This window comes from Streptomyces griseorubiginosus (assembly GCF_036345115.1).
Lineage (GTDB): Bacteria > Actinomycetota > Actinomycetes > Streptomycetales > Streptomycetaceae > Streptomyces > Streptomyces griseorubiginosus_C.
In genome coordinates, this window is sequence record NZ_CP107766.1 from 7,660,521 (window position 1) to 7,676,020 (window position 15,500).

15 protein-coding genes are annotated in these 15,500 nt (G+C 71.2%); 6 read left to right on the plus strand and 9 right to left on the minus strand.

What is annotated here, in order from left to right:
• The first annotated feature begins 99 nt into the window (after positions 1–99).
• The gene (gene soxR / locus OHN19_RS34645; RefSeq protein ID WP_330267972.1) at positions 100–621 is read left to right on the plus strand and encodes a redox-sensitive transcriptional activator SoxR; all 522 of its coding nucleotides are present in this window, start codon (positions 100–102) and stop codon (positions 619–621) included.
• 169 nt (positions 622–790) lie between these two features.
• The gene (locus OHN19_RS34650; RefSeq protein WP_330267973.1) at positions 791–1,522 is read left to right on the plus strand and encodes a hypothetical protein; all 732 of its coding nucleotides are present in this window, start codon (positions 791–793) and stop codon (positions 1,520–1,522) included.
• Here the strand turns inward: OHN19_RS34650 and OHN19_RS34655 are convergent.
• Both OHN19_RS34655 and OHN19_RS34660 read right to left on the minus strand, forming a co-directional pair.
• Positions 1,468–2,190, minus strand: a complete 723-nt coding sequence (locus OHN19_RS34655) for a 3-keto-5-aminohexanoate cleavage protein (RefSeq protein WP_330267974.1) — start codon at positions 2,188–2,190, stop codon at positions 1,468–1,470. The two genes, OHN19_RS34650 and OHN19_RS34655, sit on opposite strands and share 55 nt — an antisense overlap.
• Positions 2,191–2,275: 85 nt before the next feature.
• A complete protein-coding gene (locus tag OHN19_RS34660) occupies positions 2,276–2,878 on the minus strand; it encodes a hypothetical protein (RefSeq protein WP_330267975.1) in 603 nt (200 codons plus the stop codon).
• A gap of 222 nt (positions 2,879–3,100) precedes the next feature.
• Between OHN19_RS34660 and OHN19_RS34665 the strand changes: the two genes are divergently transcribed.
• Positions 3,101–5,881, plus strand: a complete 2,781-nt coding sequence (locus OHN19_RS34665) for a penicillin acylase family protein (RefSeq protein WP_330267976.1) — start codon at positions 3,101–3,103, stop codon at positions 5,879–5,881.
• 32 nt (positions 5,882–5,913) lie between these two features.
• Here OHN19_RS34665 and OHN19_RS34670 read toward each other — a convergent pair whose 3' ends face one another.
• Both OHN19_RS34670 and OHN19_RS34675 read right to left on the minus strand, forming a co-directional pair.
• Positions 5,914–7,227 (minus strand): serine-threonine protein kinase, encoded by a 1,314-nt coding sequence (locus OHN19_RS34670; protein ID WP_330267977.1) that lies wholly within the window; start codon positions 7,225–7,227, stop codon positions 5,914–5,916.
• A gap of 72 nt (positions 7,228–7,299) precedes the next feature.
• Positions 7,300–8,532 (minus strand): DUF1343 domain-containing protein, encoded by a 1,233-nt coding sequence (locus tag OHN19_RS34675; protein WP_330267978.1) that lies wholly within the window; start codon positions 8,530–8,532, stop codon positions 7,300–7,302.
• 187 nt (positions 8,533–8,719) lie between these two features.
• Here OHN19_RS34675 and OHN19_RS34680 point away from each other — a divergent pair, with 187 nt between their 5' ends.
• Genes OHN19_RS34680 through OHN19_RS34690 form a run of 3 tightly spaced genes read left to right on the plus strand, consistent with a single transcriptional unit; the run spans position 8,720 to position 11,777 of the window.
• Positions 8,720–9,493 carry an SDR family oxidoreductase gene (locus tag OHN19_RS34680; protein WP_330267979.1) on the plus strand — a complete coding sequence of 258 codons (774 nt, stop codon included), beginning with the start codon at positions 8,720–8,722 and terminating at the stop codon, positions 9,491–9,493.
• The gene (locus OHN19_RS34685; protein WP_330267980.1) at positions 9,490–11,157 is read left to right on the plus strand and encodes a class I adenylate-forming enzyme family protein; all 1,668 of its coding nucleotides are present in this window, start codon (positions 9,490–9,492) and stop codon (positions 11,155–11,157) included. The genes OHN19_RS34680 and OHN19_RS34685 overlap by 4 nt, the downstream gene beginning before the upstream one ends.
• Positions 11,158–11,183: 26 nt before the next feature.
• On the plus strand, positions 11,184–11,777 hold the full coding sequence (locus OHN19_RS34690) for a TetR/AcrR family transcriptional regulator (RefSeq protein WP_330267981.1): 594 nt from the start codon (positions 11,184–11,186) through the stop codon (positions 11,775–11,777).
• A 6-nt stretch (positions 11,778–11,783) separates the two neighbouring features.
• Here OHN19_RS34690 and OHN19_RS34695 read toward each other — a convergent pair whose 3' ends face one another.
• From OHN19_RS34695 to OHN19_RS34715, 5 genes are all read right to left on the minus strand, one after another.
• On the minus strand, positions 11,784–12,998 hold the full coding sequence (locus tag OHN19_RS34695) for an acyl-CoA dehydrogenase (protein WP_330267982.1): 1,215 nt from the start codon (positions 12,996–12,998) through the stop codon (positions 11,784–11,786).
• A gap of 5 nt (positions 12,999–13,003) precedes the next feature.
• A complete protein-coding gene (locus tag OHN19_RS34700; RefSeq protein WP_330267983.1) occupies positions 13,004–14,047 on the minus strand; it encodes a phosphotransferase family protein in 1,044 nt (347 codons plus the stop codon).
• A gap of 165 nt (positions 14,048–14,212) precedes the next feature.
• A complete protein-coding gene (locus OHN19_RS34705; protein ID WP_330267984.1) occupies positions 14,213–14,509 on the minus strand; it encodes a hypothetical protein in 297 nt (98 codons plus the stop codon).
• Between the two features lie 257 nt (positions 14,510–14,766).
• Positions 14,767–15,090, minus strand: coding sequence for a DUF202 domain-containing protein (locus OHN19_RS34710; RefSeq protein WP_330267985.1), 324 nt, complete (start codon positions 15,088–15,090; stop codon positions 14,767–14,769).
• Positions 15,087–15,479, minus strand: coding sequence for a YidH family protein (locus OHN19_RS34715; RefSeq protein ID WP_330267986.1), 393 nt, complete (start codon positions 15,477–15,479; stop codon positions 15,087–15,089). The genes OHN19_RS34710 and OHN19_RS34715 overlap by 4 nt, the downstream gene beginning before the upstream one ends.
• Positions 15,480–15,500: the final 21 nt, after the last annotated feature.

Genomic DNA, 15,500 nt, shown 5'->3' on the forward strand with positions numbered 1-15,500 from the left:
CCTCCTCGCCACATCGTGTCTAAGCGACTGCTTAGCATGGTCGGCCGGAGAGCCCCTGTCAACGGACCACGGGGTGAGGGCATGGGTAGGGTTCGAGGGGTGCCCCAGATTCCCGAGAAGATCCACGAGCTCACGGTCGGCCAGCTCGCCGCCCGCAGCGGCGCCGCCGTCTCCGCCCTGCACTTCTACGAGTCCAAGGGCCTGATCAGCAGCCGCCGCACCACGGGCAACCAGCGCCGCTACTCCCGTGACGCGCTGCGCCGGGTCGCCTTCGTGCGGGCCGCGCAGCGGGTCGGCATCCCGCTGGCCACGATCCGCGAGGCCCTCTCCGAACTCCCCGAGGAACGCACGCCCACCCGCGAGGACTGGGCGCGCCTCTCCGAGGCCTGGCGTTCCGAACTGGACGAGCGCATCAAGCAGTTGAACCGGCTGCGTGACCACCTCACCGACTGCATCGGCTGCGGCTGCCTCTCCCTGGACACCTGCGTCCTGTCCAACCCGGACGACGTCTTCGGCGACCGCCACACGGGATCGCGCCTGCTGGTGGAGCAGAGCGGGGGACGGCAGCGGAACGGGGGCCGGGCGCGGCGACCGGACCAGGAGACGGAGGGGTGCGGCTGAGCCGAGCCGGTGGTGGGGGACTCACGCCTCCCTGGCGAACGCCGCATGCAGCGGAGGCCGGATCGCGGCGGTCCAAAAACCCGCTGGCCCCCCCACCCCGGCCCTGGTAGCGTCGCGATCTTCGGCCGGCGGTGACGCCGTGCCCGGAGTCCTGACGGGATCAACTCCCATGACGTCACCGGCCCTTGACGCGGCCCTCGCCGACATCGAGACGGTCTTCAACGGCTTCAGCAGCCCTACTGAGCAGGCCTGCGGGCTCTGCCACCTCCCGGAGGAGGCCGCGTACCTGCGCACGCCGTACACCCGGATTCCGGCCGACGTGCTGCGGATGTACACCTTCGAGGTGTCCGGCCACTTCGACGACCACGCGGCCGCGATGCGCCGACTGCTGCCGCAGGGCGCGCGGGCGCTGGTCATGGGGGAGATGGAGCCGCTCGGCCTCGGTTTCCACGGACTCGCCATGGTCGACTGGCGCACCTGGCCCGCGGAACAGTCCGCCGCCGTGGAGGCGTTCGTGCTCGCCTGGTGGGGGGAGGTCCTCACCACGCCGAAGCCGCCGTACTGGATCGTCGAGATCTTCGAACTGTGCGCCTCGATCCTGCGCTCGGTCACCCCGCTGCTCGACCGCTGGCACGCGAGCCCGGTCGCCGACGGGCATCTCGCCGAGTGCGTCGACTGGTGGCTGGGGAAACTCCTCGTCGACGACTCGCCGTTCCACTGGTTCCTCTACGGCGAGGAGGCGGCCGTGGTCGATCTGCGGACCTGGCTCTCCCGGCACGCCCCCGACCGCCTGCTGGCCCGGGGTGAGCCGCACCTCGCGATCCGTGCCGAACTCCTCGGCCTGCCCTACGACGACCGCTGGGCGCATCCGTACTGGGCCAGTGCCCCGGTGATCAACTGAGCGTTGGACAGCGCGGGTTGGCCGTCCGGCAGGAGGAGCGTGTCCTCCAGGCCCATCCGGGTCGCGAGGCCGAGGCTCCCGGCCAGCCGCAGCACCGGCCACGCGCCGCCGTCCTCGCCGTGCAGCAGTACGGGGCGGCCGTGGGCCGGGCCGAGTGCGGCGAGGAGGGCGCGTGCCGAAGCCTCCGGTGCCCCGGTGTCCATCACCTCGGCCAGGACCCGCAGCACCCTCGGTCCGAGCGGAGACACCGCGAACCGCTCGGCCGCGTCGGTCCCCGACCAGACGCCGGCCTCCACGCCGACCCCCAGGTCGAGCAGCGCCGCGGCCATCGACTCGGCACCGGGCTCGTGCCAGTTCACCGAGGCGTGGTCGGGCAGCACCGTCCAGGCCCGGACACGGGCGAGCCGGGCCGCCGGGTCCGGTTCGGCCCAGGCGCCGGTGGTCACCCCGACCGGGACCGACACCCGCGCACGGATCGCCTCGAGCGTCTCCGCGACCGCGCGCGGCGACAGAGTGTCCTGCCCGCACGGTGTCTTGGGGTGAACGTGGATGTCCGTGGCGCCCGCCGCCACGGCCTCGGCCGCCGACTCGGCCAGCGCCGAGGGCGTCAGGGGCACCGCCGACCCGTCGGCGGCCCCGCGCGGACCGTTGAGACACACCTGCACCATCACTCGATGATGCCAGCGGTCACCCCACGGACCGACAGAAACAGGGGGTGCGGCATCCCCGGCGCACCCCCAGCGCGCACTCGCTCTAGGCCGACATCAGCAGCCGTCCGCGCCTGGCGTCCGCCAGGGCCTCCGGGGTGAGCACGGGCCGCGGCACCAGGATTCCGCAGTCCGCGCAGACCGGACCGGTCGAGGGTTCGTGGTCCAGTTCGTACTTCCAGACGAGCCGCTCCCCGTCGCACACCGGGCACACCGCGCCCGGCTCGCGCTCCAGCGCGGAGATCAGCCGGCGCAGCACCTCCGCCAGCGGTTCATCGGGGTGGACGCGGGGGTCGTCGCACCACGCGACACCGAACCCGCCCCAGGTCAGCCGGTGCCAGTCGTCGACACTGCCCGGCCTGCGCAACCCGTCGTGCTTCTCCTTCTTGCGCCGCTCGGCGAACTCGACCTCGTAGGCGAGCCAGACCGAGCGGGCCTCTTCCAACTCCTCCAGTGCGGCCACGAGCCGCGCTGGGTCGGGGGAGCGGTCCTCGGGACCGAATCCCGCCCGGGAGCACAAATGGTCCCAGGTCGCCCTGTGCCCGTACGGAGCGAACCGCTCAAGGCACTTGCGCAGCGAGTAGCGCCGAAGCGCCAGATCGCACCGCGGATCTCGCACCTGTCTCGCCAGACTCCGGAAACCGGCCATCGCCCTGCACCTCCGTCACACCTGCACCTGTACTTCGGTCACTTCGGCGTCGTCGTTCGGACGTCGCCGAATAGACGTATCGACAAGCGATTTGGCTCCATCCGATTTCCGATGCCCTCCATAAGCCCACGCACCCCTGCCAAAACTTGACGCATGTTCATCTTCAATCCCGGGGATACCGGCGGTAACGTCCCGGCACACCCCCCGTCGGTTGGAGCTGCCATGCCTCGGCGTAACTCGCGCACCCTCCTTGACAGACTGAGAACTCCCGGCAGACTCTCCGGGTTCCTGAAGTCGGCATCCATATGCGTCCTGGTTGCGGGTCTTTTGTCCCCGCTCGCGCAGACCACGGCCACCGCGGCCGCCTCCAACGACTACTGCGGCGGCCAGTGTTCCGACATCCTGCCGCCCGGCGAGAACGGCAACGCGACCCTCGCGCAGATCCTCCTCAACCAGGCCTTCGGCAGTCAGCCCGACCACGCCGAGGACCAGCTCGGCCCCTACGCCAACCTGGCCAAGGGGTACCCCACGCTCACCAACTCCACCATCAATACGTTCTTCAACGACGCGTCGTTCGGGGTCCCCTCCGACCAGGTCGCCTCCACCCTCAGTCCCGCCGGCCGCACCGACGTGACGATCGTCCGCGACAAGAAGACGGGTGTGCCGCACATCACCGGTACCACCAGATACGGCACCGAGTTCGGCGCGGGCTATGCGGCCGCCCAGGACCGGCTGTGGCTCATGGACGTCTTCCGGCACGTGGGCCGCGGCCAGCTGACCGCCTTCGCGGGCGGCGCCGCCTCCAACCAGGGCCTGGAGCAGCAGTTCTGGCGCAACGCCCCCTACAGCGAGGCCGACCTCCAGGCGCAGATCGACAACGCGGTCGCGGCCAACGGCGCCCGCGGCCAGCAGGCACTCGCCGACGCCAACGCCTACCTCGCCGGCATCAACGCCTACATCGACGCCTCCGACAGCGGCCGCTACTTCCCCGGCGAGTACGTCCTGACCGGACACAAGGACTCCGTCACCAACGCCGGCACCATCGACCACTTCAAGATCACCGACCTGGTCGCGCTGGCCTCCGTCATCGGCGCCCTCTTCGGCTCCGGAGGCGGCGGCGAGGTCAACAACGCGATCTCGCTGATGGCCGCCCAGGAGCGGTACGGCGTGACGAAGGGCACCGAGGTCTGGGAGTCCTTCCGGGAGCGCAACGACCCGGAGGCCGTCCTCACCGTCCACAACGGCGAGAGCTTCCCGTACGCCGGCAAGCCCTCGAACCCCCAGGGCGAGGCGCTGCCCGACGCCGGTTCGGTGAGCACCGAGCCGCTGGTCTACGACGCCACGGGCACCGGCGCCGACCAGAGCGCGAGCGCGGCCTCCGCCACGGCCACCGCGAACGCCCTCACCTCCGCCAAGCGCGGCATGTCCAACGCCCTCGTGGTCAGCGGGAAGTACACGGCCAGCGGTCACCCCGTCGCCGTCTTCGGACCGCAGACCGGCTACTTCGCCCCGCAGCTCCTCATGCTCCAGGAGATCCAGGGCCCCGGCATCAGCGCCCGCGGCGCCTCCTTCGCGGGCCTGAGCATGTACGTCGAGCTCGGCCGCGGCCAGGACTACTCGTGGTCCGCGACGACCTCCGGCCAGGACATCATCGACACCTACGCCGTCGAGCTGTGCCAGGACGACTACCACTACCTGTACCACGGCACCTGCACGGCCATGGACAAGATCGAGCAGAAGAACTCCTGGGCCCCGACCACGGCCGACGGCACCGCCGCGGGGTCGTACACGATGCGGGTCTGGCGCACGAAGTACGGGCCCGTCGAGTACCGGGCGACCGTCGGCGGCAAGAAGGTCGCCTACACCACCCTGCGCTCCTCCTTCATGCACGAGGCCGACTCGATCATCGGCTTCCAGATGCTGAACGACCCGGACTACGTCAAGAGCCCGCAGACCTTCCAGAGCGCGGTGCAGCACATCAACTACACCTTCAACTGGTTCTACGCCGACTCCTCGCACACCGCGTACTACAACAGCGGCAACAACCCGGTGCGCGCGTCCGGCGTCGACGCCGAGTTCCCGGTGTGGGCGCAGTCGGCGTACGAGTGGAAGAACTGGAACCCGACCACCAACACCGCCGACTACACCCCGGCCTCCGCGCACCCCAACTCGATCGACCAGGACTACTACATCTCCTGGAACAACAAACAGGCGCTCGACTACGCGACGGCCTCCTGGGGCGACGGTTCCGTGCACCGCGGCAACCTGCTGGAGGACCGGGTCAAGAAGCTGGTCGCGGCCGGCGGGGTCACCAGGGCCTCGCTGGTGAAGGCCATGGCCGACGCCTCCCTCGCCGACCTGCGGGCCGAGGACGTCCTGCCCGACCTGCTGAAGGTGATCAACAGCTCGACGGTCACCGACTCCACCGCCGCGGCGGCGGTGACCAAGCTCCAGACCTGGCTGACGGCGGGCGGCAAGCGCACCGAGACCTCGGCCGGTTCCAAGAAGTACGCCGACGCCGACGCGATCCGGATCCTGGACGCGTGGTGGCCCCTGCTGGCCAAGGGCATCTTCGAACCGGGCCTCGGCACCGACCTGTACACCGCCTTCCAGGCCAACCTGCCCGTCGACGAGTCCCCGTCGGCCGCGCACGGCCCCACCGGCGCCCACGCGGGCAGCTCCTTCCAGTACGGCTGGTGGAGCTACGTCGACAAGGACGTCCGCGCGGTCCTCGGTGAGAGCGTGCAGGGGCCGCTGGCCAGCAAGTACTGCGGCGGCGGCAGCCTCAGCGCCTGCCGGGACATCCTCATCAGCACCCTGAAGACCGCGGCCGGCAAGACGGCGGCCCAGGTCTACCCGGGCGACGACCTGTGCTCGGCGGGCGACCAGTGGTGCGCCGACTCGATCGTCCAGCGCACCCTCGGCGGCATCAAGCACTACAACATCAGCTGGCAGAACCGTCCGACCTTCCAGCAGGTGGTGGAGTTCACCTCGCACCGGTAACACGCGCGAGTAGTGGGGAAGTTGGCGGCGGGTCAGTGAACACGGCCCGCCGCCAGCACCAGTTGGGCCAGTTCACGGTGGACGATGTCGCTGTGGGCCCCGGAGGGCGGCCCGCCGCGCCGGACCACGGCCGCCGCGTCGACGTTCACACAGCCCTTCGTGGGAAGCCTCCTGAGGGCGTCGGCGAGCTTCAGGGACGGCGTGCCGGGCACCGCCTGCACGCCGTCGTGGCCCATCGCACCCCATTTGGCGCCCAGCACCTGCCCGATGCCGAACTCCGCGACCCCCTGGGCGTCCCCCGCCATCCGGGAGGCCAGCGGATACAGCGTGCCGAGCGCCGAGTCATGGCTGGAGTAGCAGCACACCAGCGGCCCGTCGACCCGGTTCTGCTGCCCCTGGAGCACGCCTCCCGCGCGGCTGTCGTGCGGCAGCCGGGTCGCGAACGCGTAGTGGGAGAAGGCCCCTTGGAGCAGGGTGACCGACTTGACCGTGTGCACCCCCTCCGGCAGCCCGCGCAGCGCGAACGACACCAGCCGGCCGCCGAAGCTGTGCCCCACGAGATGCACCCGCACCCCGGGCGCCCGCTCGGCGAGCTGCCCGATCACCCGGCCGAGCCCGCGCTCACCGACCGTGCCCGCACGCCGTTTCATCGCGTAGTACGTCCCCTGCCGCAGCAGTTCGTGCGCCCCGTCCCACGGGTCGGGAATCGTGAACCCCCGTGCCCCGTCGGGGGCTTCGAGATCCGCGATGGCCTGCGCGAACTCCTCGCACACGGTCGCCGTGGACCCGGCGAGGAACGCCGGCTCGTCCTGCGGCACCCCCTCGGCGAGCGTGTCCGCCCCGAACAGCGCCTGCGGCCCCGGCGGCACGATCTCCACCAGCAGCCGCACCAGCCGCCCGAACTCCTCCAACTCGGTTTCCTCCCGCGGCTGTTGGTCCAGCAACCGGGCCAACCGGTCGATCACCGTGGCCCGGCCGGGGAAGGTCTCCAGCAGGGCGTGCCGGGTGTCCTTGTCGAGCACCGGACGCGGCGGCAGCTCGGCGGCCACGGCCCGCGGGAAGTCCGGGATCGGCTCGTCGGAGAACCGCATCGACGGCCATACGACCCCCACGTACCCGAGCTTCGCCGCCGGCGCCAGCTCCGGGAACGGGGCGAAGAAGTGGCTGTAGAGCCGGGTCGCCCCCGAGCGGTCGCTGTTCCAGCCGTGCGAGAAGACGACCAGGTCCCTGACGCCCCGGGCCACCACCTCCGTGAGCAGCCGGTCCCGCCGGCCGGTGTCCGGGTCGCCGTCCGCGTCGAACGTCAGCTCCCAGTACGGCGTCACACTCATCGCCGGATCCGCCATGACAGGCCCCCTCGTCCCCCGCAGTGGTGCGCATCGTCCTACTACCGGGCGAAGTTGGCCATACGTCATGGCTCATCCGTAGAGGAGGTAATTCTTTCGAATCCGCCGGAACGCCCTCAGCTCGTCCCGCCAGCCGGCCACGACCTCGTCGGTGCTGGCGCCGGCGTCGATCATCGTGCGGACCCGGGTGGAGCCGGTGAGCCTGTCGATCCAGTTGTCGGAGCGCCAGGCGAAGCCGGACCAGGTCCTCTTCGCGGTCACGAGCAGTCCGACGCCGGTGCGGACGGGGTCGTACGCCTGCCGGTCGTGGACGTGGATCTGCACCCCGCCGATCGTCTTCCCCTGGAACTTGGAGAACGTGGGGGCGAAGTAGGCCTCCCTGAAGTGCACGCCGGGCAGGCCGAGTTCGTTCGCGGCGGCGGCCCAGCGGCCGTCCAGGCCCTCCGCGCCGAGGAGTTCGAAGGGGCGGGTGGTGCCGCGCCCCTCGGAGAGGTTCGTGCCCTCGAAGAGACAGGTGCCGGAGTAGACGAGTGCCGTGTCGGGGGTGGGCATGTTCGGGCTCGGCGGAACCCAGGGGAGGTCCCAGGCGTCGTAGAACTCCTCGCGCCGCCAGCCCGTCATCAGGACGGTGTCCAGGGGGACCGGGGTGGTGAGGAACTCGCCGTTGAAGAGGCGGGCCAGCTCGGCGACGGTCATGCCGTGCGCCTGGGAGATCGGCTGCCGGCCCACGAAGGTCGCGAACTCCCGGTGCAGGACCGGGCCCTGGGCCTGGCGGCCGGTGACGGGGTTCGGGCGGTCCAGTACGACGAAACGCTTGCCGGCGAGCTGGGCCGCCTCCATGCAGTCGTACAGCGTCCAGATGTAGGTGTAGAAGCGGGCTCCGACGTCCTGGATGTCGAAGACGATCGTGTCCACGGCGGAGGCGGTGAAGATGTCGGCGAGGGGCTGGCCGCTCTTCAGATACGTGTCGTAGACGGGAAGGCCGGTCGCGGGGTCGTCGTAGCGGCCCTCGGAGCCGCCCGCCTGGGCGGTGCCGCGGAAGCCGTGTTCGGGGCCGAAGACGGCCCCCAGGTTCACCCTCTCGTCGGCGTGCATCACGTCGACGATGTGGTGGACGTCGCGGGTCACGCCGGTGGGGTTGGTGACGATTCCTACGCGTTGGCCTTGGAGTCGTTCGTAGCCCGATGCGGCGAGGTTCTCGAACCCGGTGCGCTTCCTGTGCCGGGCCGCCGAGGCCGGTGGGGCTGAGGTGAGTGAGGCTGCTGCCGTTGTCGCTGCGAGGAGAGCTCGTCTGGATAGGCGCATGTTGTGCACGGTATGGCTCCCGCCGGTTGTGGGGAAGCTTGCGGTCGTCTGTGGCTTGTCGCGCCCACGCGGCGGAGCCGCAAATCGATACAGCCCCGCGCCCCTGGGTAGGTTTCCCTCGCCCTTTCTTTGAACATACCGACCGGTTAGTCTGGGCCCGCAGTCGAGCCGTAGTCGAAGGAGACCGATGGTGGAAGCCCTGCATGACGCCGGAGTGGTTGTGACCGGAGCGGGAGGTGGCATCGGGGCTGCGCTTGCGCGGCGGTTCGCTGCCGAAGGGGCTCGGGTCGTCGTCAACGACCTCGATGCCGGGCGGGCCAAGGCCGTGGCCGAGGAGGTCGGGGGGATCGCCGTGGCCGGGGACGCCTCCTCGGTCGTCTCCGACGCGCTCGACGCCCTCGGCGGGACCGTGGACGTCTACTGCGCCAACGCCGGTGTCGCCTTCGAGGGGGGCAACGCCGACTCACCGCTCGACGAGCACGCCTGGGCCGCCTCCTGGGACGTCAACGTCATGGCGCACGTACGGGCGGCCCACGCGCTGCTTCCGGCGTGGCTGGAGCGGGGGAGCGGGCGGTTCGTGTCGACCGTGTCCGCCGCCGGGCTGCTGACCATGATCGGGGCGGCTCCCTACGCCGTCACCAAGCACGGGGCGCTCGCCTTCGCCGAGTACCTGTCGCTGACGTACCGGCACCGCGGGATCAAGGTGCACGCGATCTGTCCGCAGGGCGTGCGGACCGACATGCTCGCCGCCACCGGGAGCGCGGGGGACCTGGTGCTCAAGCCGACCGCCGTGGAGCCGGAGGACGTGGCCGAGGCCCTGTTCCGGGGCATCGAGGAGGACCGGTTCCTGATCCTTCCGCATCCCGAGGCCGCCGAGTACTACCAGGCGCGGGCCGCCGCGCCCGACCGGTGGCTGGCCGGGATGAACCACCTCCAGCAGAAGTGGGAGGAGGCCCGATGAGCGACTCCCGGTACGCCGCCAAGCCCTGGCTCGGCCTGCTGAGCGAGGCCCAGCGCGGTCCGATCGCGCCCGACGACTCGCTGGTGCACGCCCTGCGGCGAGCCGTCGGCGAGGCGCCGGAGCGGCCCTTCCTGGCCTACTTCGACGGGCGGCTCAGCTACCGCGAGGTCGACGAGCTCAGCGACTCCGTCGCCGGGTACCTCGCCGCCCGCGGGCTGGAGCGCGGGGAGCGGGTGGCGATCCTGCTCCAGAACTCCCCGCTCTTCGTGCTCGCGCTGCTCGGCGCCTGGAAGGCGGGCGCGACCGTGGTCCCGGTCAACCCCATGTACAAGGCGGGCGAGGTCGGGCATGTGCTGCGGGACGGCGAGGTGGCCGCGCTGATCTGCTCCGACCGGGCCTGGGAGTCGTACCTGCGCGAGACGGCGGCCGGCTCGCCGGTGCGGATCGCGCTCACCGGGTGCGAGCTGGACTTCCAGACCCGCGGGGACGCGCGCGTGCTCGGCTTCGAGCGGCTGCCGCGGGCGGAGGACGCCGACGACCTGACCGCGGTCGCGCGCGCCGGGCACAAGGCGCCCGAGGGCCGGGAGCTCACGCCCGCGGACATCGCGCTGATCAGCTACACCTCCGGCACCAGCGGCACCCCCAAGGGGGCCACCAACACGCACGGCAACATCATGTTCAACGCCGAGCGGCAGCGGACCGGGCTCGCGCTGCCCGACGCGCCCGTGTACTACGCCCTCGCGCCGCTGTTCCACATCACCGGCATGGTCTGCCAGCTCGGGGCGTGCCTGAACAGCGTGGGCACGCTCGTGCTGACCTACCGCTTCGAGGCGGGCGTGGTGCTGGAGGCCTTCGCCGAGCACAAGCCGCACTACACCGTCGGCCCCTCGACCGCGTTCATGGCGCTGGCCGCCCACCCGGACGTCACCCGCGAGCACTTCTCGTCCTTCGTCAACATCTCCTCCGGCGGGGCCCCGCTGCCGCCCGCCCTGGTGGAGAAGTTCCGGGCCGGCTTCGGGCCGTACATCCGCAACGGCTACGGGCTGACCGAGTGCACCGCGCCCTGCGCCTCCGTGCCGCCCCAGCTGGAGGCGCCCGTCGACCCGGTGTCCGGGACGCTCGCGGTGGGTGTGCCGGGGCCCGACACCGTCGTACGCATCCTCGACGACCAGGGCGCGGAGGTGCCCTTCGGGGAGCAGGGCGAGATCGTCGTCCGCGGACCGCAGGTCGTGCCCGGGTACTGGCGGCGGCCCGACGCGACCGCCGAGACCTTCCCGGACGGTGAACTGCGCACGGGCGACATCGGGTTCATGGACCCGCAGGGCTGGCTCTACGTCGTCGACCGCAAGAAGGACATGATCAACGCGTCCGGCTTCAAGGTGTGGCCGCGCGAGGTCGAGGACGTGCTCTACACGCACCCGGCGGTACGGGAGGCGGCCGTCGTCGGGGTGCCGGACGGGTACCGCGGGGAGACCGTCAAGGCGTACATCAGCCTCCGTCCGGGTGCCGAAACCGACCCCGATGCGCTCGCCGCCTACTGCAAGGAGAGACTGGCCGCCTACAAATACCCGCGGCAGGTGGAGATCCTGCCCGACTTGCCCAAGACGGCAAGTGGGAAGATCCTCCGTCGGGAACTGCGTTCCCAACCGCAAGGCAGTGAATGACCTCCAGGAAGGCAGGTGGCGGCACAGTGCCCAGGACGACGGACGGAGACGGTACGCCCGTCCCGCAGCGGCTGCTGGCCGCCGCCACCCGGCTCTTCGCCGAGCAGGGCTACGACCGCACCTCGGTGCAGGAGATCGTCGAGGCGGCCGGCGTCACCAAGGGGGCGCTGTACCACTACTTCGGCTCCAAGGACGACCTCCTGCACGAGGTGTACGCGCGCGTGCTGCGCGTCCAGCAGGAGCGGCTCGACGCGCTCGCGGGCACCGACGAGCCGATCCAGAAGCGGCTGCGGGCCGCGGCGGCGGACGTCGTGGTCACGACGATCGAGAACCTCGACGACGCGATGATCTTCTTCCGGTCCATGCACCACCTCAGCCCGGAGAAGAACAAGCAGGTGCGGGCCGAGCGGCGGAAGTACCACGAGCGGTTCCGGGCGCTGGTCGAGGAGGGCCAGTCGGCGGGCGTCTTCTCCACGGCGACCCCGGCCGACCTGGTGGTGGACTACCACTTCGGGTCCGTCCACCACCTGTCCACGTGGTACCGCCCGGACGGACCGATGAGCCCGCAGGAGGTGGCCGACCACCTGGCCGACCTGCTGCTGCGGGCTCTGCGGCCGTAACAGCCCCTACAGGTACTTCTTCAGCTCCCGCCGGGCCAGCGACCGCTGGTGCACCTCGTCCGGGCCGTCCGCGATCATCAGGGTGCGGGCGCCGGCGTACAGCTCGGCCAGCGGGAAGTCCTGGCTGACCCCGCCCGCGCCGTGCAACTGGATGGCCCGGTCGATGATGTCGACGACCGCGCGGGGCGTGGCGATCTTGATGGACTGGATCTCGGTGTGGGCGCCCCGGTTGCCGACCGTGTCCATCAGCCAGGCCGTCTTCAGGACCAGCAGCCGCAGCTGCTCGACGGTCACGCGCGCGTCGGCGATCCAGTTGTGGACCACGCCCTGCTGGGCCAGCGCCTTGCCGAAGGCCGTGCGGGAGACGGCCCGCCGGCACATCAGCTCGATCGCCCGCTCGGCCATGCCGATGAGCCGCATGCAGTGGTGGATCCGGCCGGGCCCGAGGCGGGCCTGGGCGATGGCGAAGCCGCCGCCCTCCTCGCCGATCAGGTTCGAGGCCGGTACGCGCGCGTGGTCGAAGATCACCTCGGCGTGGCCGCCGTGGTAGTGGTCCTCGTAGCCGAAGACCCGCATGGCGCGCTCGACCGTGACGCCCGGGGTGTCGCGCGGGACCAGGATCATGGACTGCTGGCGGCGGAGGTCCGCGCCGTCCGGGTCGGTCTTGCCCATCACGATGAAGATCTTGCAGTCGGGGTTCATCGCCCCGGAGATGTACCACTTGCGGCCCGTGACGACATAGTCGTCGCCGTCGCGCTCGATGTAGGTGGTGATGTTGGTGGCGTCCGAGGAGGCCACCTCCGGCTCGGTCATCGCGAACGCCGAGCGGATCTCACCGGCCAGCAGCGGCTCCAGCCACTGCTTCTTCTGCCGCTCGTCACCGAACTGGCTCAGGACCTCCATGTTGCCGGTGTCCGGCGCCGCGCAGTTCAGTGCGGTGGGGGCGAGCTGCGGGGAGCGGCCGGTGATCTCGGCGAGCGGCGCGTACTGGAGGTTGGTGAGCCCCGCGCCGTACTCGGCGTCGGGCAGGAAGAGGTTCCACAGGCCCTGCCTGCGCGCCTCCGCCTTCAGCTCCTCCACCACGGCCGGGGTGTCCCACGGCGAGTCCAGCTGGGCGCGCTGCTCCTCCGCGACGGCCTCGGCGGGGTAGACGTACTCGTCCATGAAGGCGAGCAGCTTGGCGCGCAGCTCCTCGGTGCGCGCGTCGAACGCGAAGTCCATGCGGATCAGCCTTCCTGGATGCCGTCGTGAAGAGTGGTCAGACCGTGCTGGATGAAGACCGGGACGAGGTCGCCGATGCGGTCGAAGCCGGCGCCGACCGTCTGGCCGAGGGTGTAGCGGTAGTGGATGCCCTCCAGGATCACGGCGAGCTTGAACCAGGCGAACGCCGTGTACCAGGACACCGCCGTCACGTCCCGCCCCGAACGCTCCGCGTACCGCGCGACCAGTTCGGCCGGATCCGGGTGGCCCGGGGCCTGCGCGGTCGTCGACACCGGGGAGTCGGGCATGCCCAGCGGCATGCTGTACATCACCAGCAGGCCGAGGTCGGTGAGCGGGTCGCCGAGGGTCGACATCTCCCAGTCGAGGATCGCCTTGATCCGGTCGTCGTCGCCCATCAGGACGTTGTCGAGCCGGTAGTCGCCGTGCACGACGGTCGCCGCGGGGGACTGCGGGAGGTGACGGCCGAGGGCCGCGTGCAGCTCGTCGATGCCCGCCAGGTCGCGGTTGCGGGAGGCGTCCAGCTGCTTGCCCCAGCGGCGCAGCTGGCGGTCCAGGAAGCCCTCGGGGCGGCCGAAGTCCGCGAGACCGACCTCCGCGGGATCCACCGCGTGCAGCTCGACGAGGGTGTCGACGAGGGACAGCACGGCGTCACGGGTGCGCTGCGGGCCGAGGGGGGCGAGCTGGTCGGCGGTACGGTACGGGGTGCCCTCGACGAACTCCATGACGTAGAACGGCGCTCCGGGCGCCGCCTCGTTCTCGGGGTCCTCGCACAGCAGGACCGGCTCCGGCACCGGCACGCTCGTCGGGTGCAGGGCGCTGATCACGCGGTGCTCGCGCTTCATGTCGTGCGCGGTGGCGAGGACATGGCCGAGCGGGGGCCGCCGTACGACCCAGCGCGCGCTGCCGTCCGAGACGGCGTACGTGAGGTTCGACCGTCCGCCCTCGATCAGCCGGCCGGTCAGGGGGCCCTGCACCAGGCCGGGGCGCTCGCGGTCGAGCAGGCCGCGCAGCCGGTCGAGATCGAGGCCTGGCGGATGGTCGGGGCTCATCGGGGCTCCTTACGCGCGCGTGAACGTTTTCGACCATCATGCCGACTGGTCGGTATGTCGTCCAGAGGGGACGCTGAACGTGATCCGGCCCACGATAGGCCGACAGCTCCCCGGGCGGTGCGGCGGGGAGCTGCCGGCGGTGTCTCTCGGTGCTTTCCGGTCAGGTCAGTGGTCGTCCCAGTGACCCTCGTGCTCGGCGTGCCGGTGGCCGTCGTGGAGGTAGTCGACGTGGTCGCCGTGCAGGACGCTCTCGTGTCCGCAGTCCTGGCCGTGCCGGTGGTCGTGACCGTCGTGCGAGACGTGCCCACCGGGTTCGCACTCGTCCCAGTGGCCGTCGTGGGCCCGGTGCAGATGCCCGTCGTGCGCGTAGTCGACATGCCCCTCGTGCGGCACCTCGGTGTGCCCGCAGTCGGGACCGTGGACGTGCGCGTGGGAGGCGTGCTCGTGGTGGAGGGTGGTCATGAGGCTCCCCTTCGGAACGACAGTCGATGACGTCGCACAGGGTGCCACGGGTGGGGGGCATATGGGGCGATTCGGGTGGTGTGGCGTGGGGGTGCTGGATGGCGTGCTGCCCTGAGGGCCGGGGGTGGGGGTTCGGGCCGTGGGGGCGCGTCTTGAGTGAGGCCCCAGAGGCGCGGGGAACCGCGCGAGCAGCCCCGCTCACGCGCAGCCGCCCGACGACCGCACTCGGCACCCCAGTGGGCGCCTCCGTGGCCCCCTCAGAACACCAGCGCCGCCCCGCAAGCCGCCATTGCCACCGTGCACAGGACCGCCGCCGTCGCGTGTCTCGGGGGGAGGGCGGTCGGGGTGTCGGAGGCGGTCAGGGTGCGGATGCGGAGGTGGGCCAGGTACAGGAAGGCCAGCCAGAGGGCGCAGCACAGGGCGCCGGCCACCAGGCCCGCGGGGGACGGCCCGCCGTGCAGCACGGTCTTCACGGCGAGCACGGCGGCAACCGTGCCCGAGAGCGTCGTACGACGCCAGGCGAGCCGGGTGCGTTCGGGCTGGAGTCCCGGATCACGCCCACCGTCGGCGCCCCCGCTCACCCCTCCCACCCGAGGAGCACGACGGCGACCATGGCCACGGCCACCACCGCGACCACGAGAGACAGCAGTGCCGGGAACCGGGACGCCGGCAGATCCTCGCCCCGCCGCATCGCCCGCTCGCACCGCACCCAGTGATTGACCGCCCGCAACGAGCACAGCACCCCCGCCGCGAGCAGCGCGAGCGCCAGCCCGACCCGCCAGCCCCAGCGCAGGTCCGGCAGGAACTGGTCCACGGCGAAGCCACCGCCGATCAGGGCGAGCGCGGTCCGCAACCAGGCCAGGAAGGTACGTTCATTGGCCAGCGAGAACCGGTAGTCAGGGGTACGGCCCTCCTGCCGGACCTCCTCGGGGGCGAACCAGACGCGGACGTTCCGTGCGAAATCGATCACGCGCACGAGCCTATCGGCCCG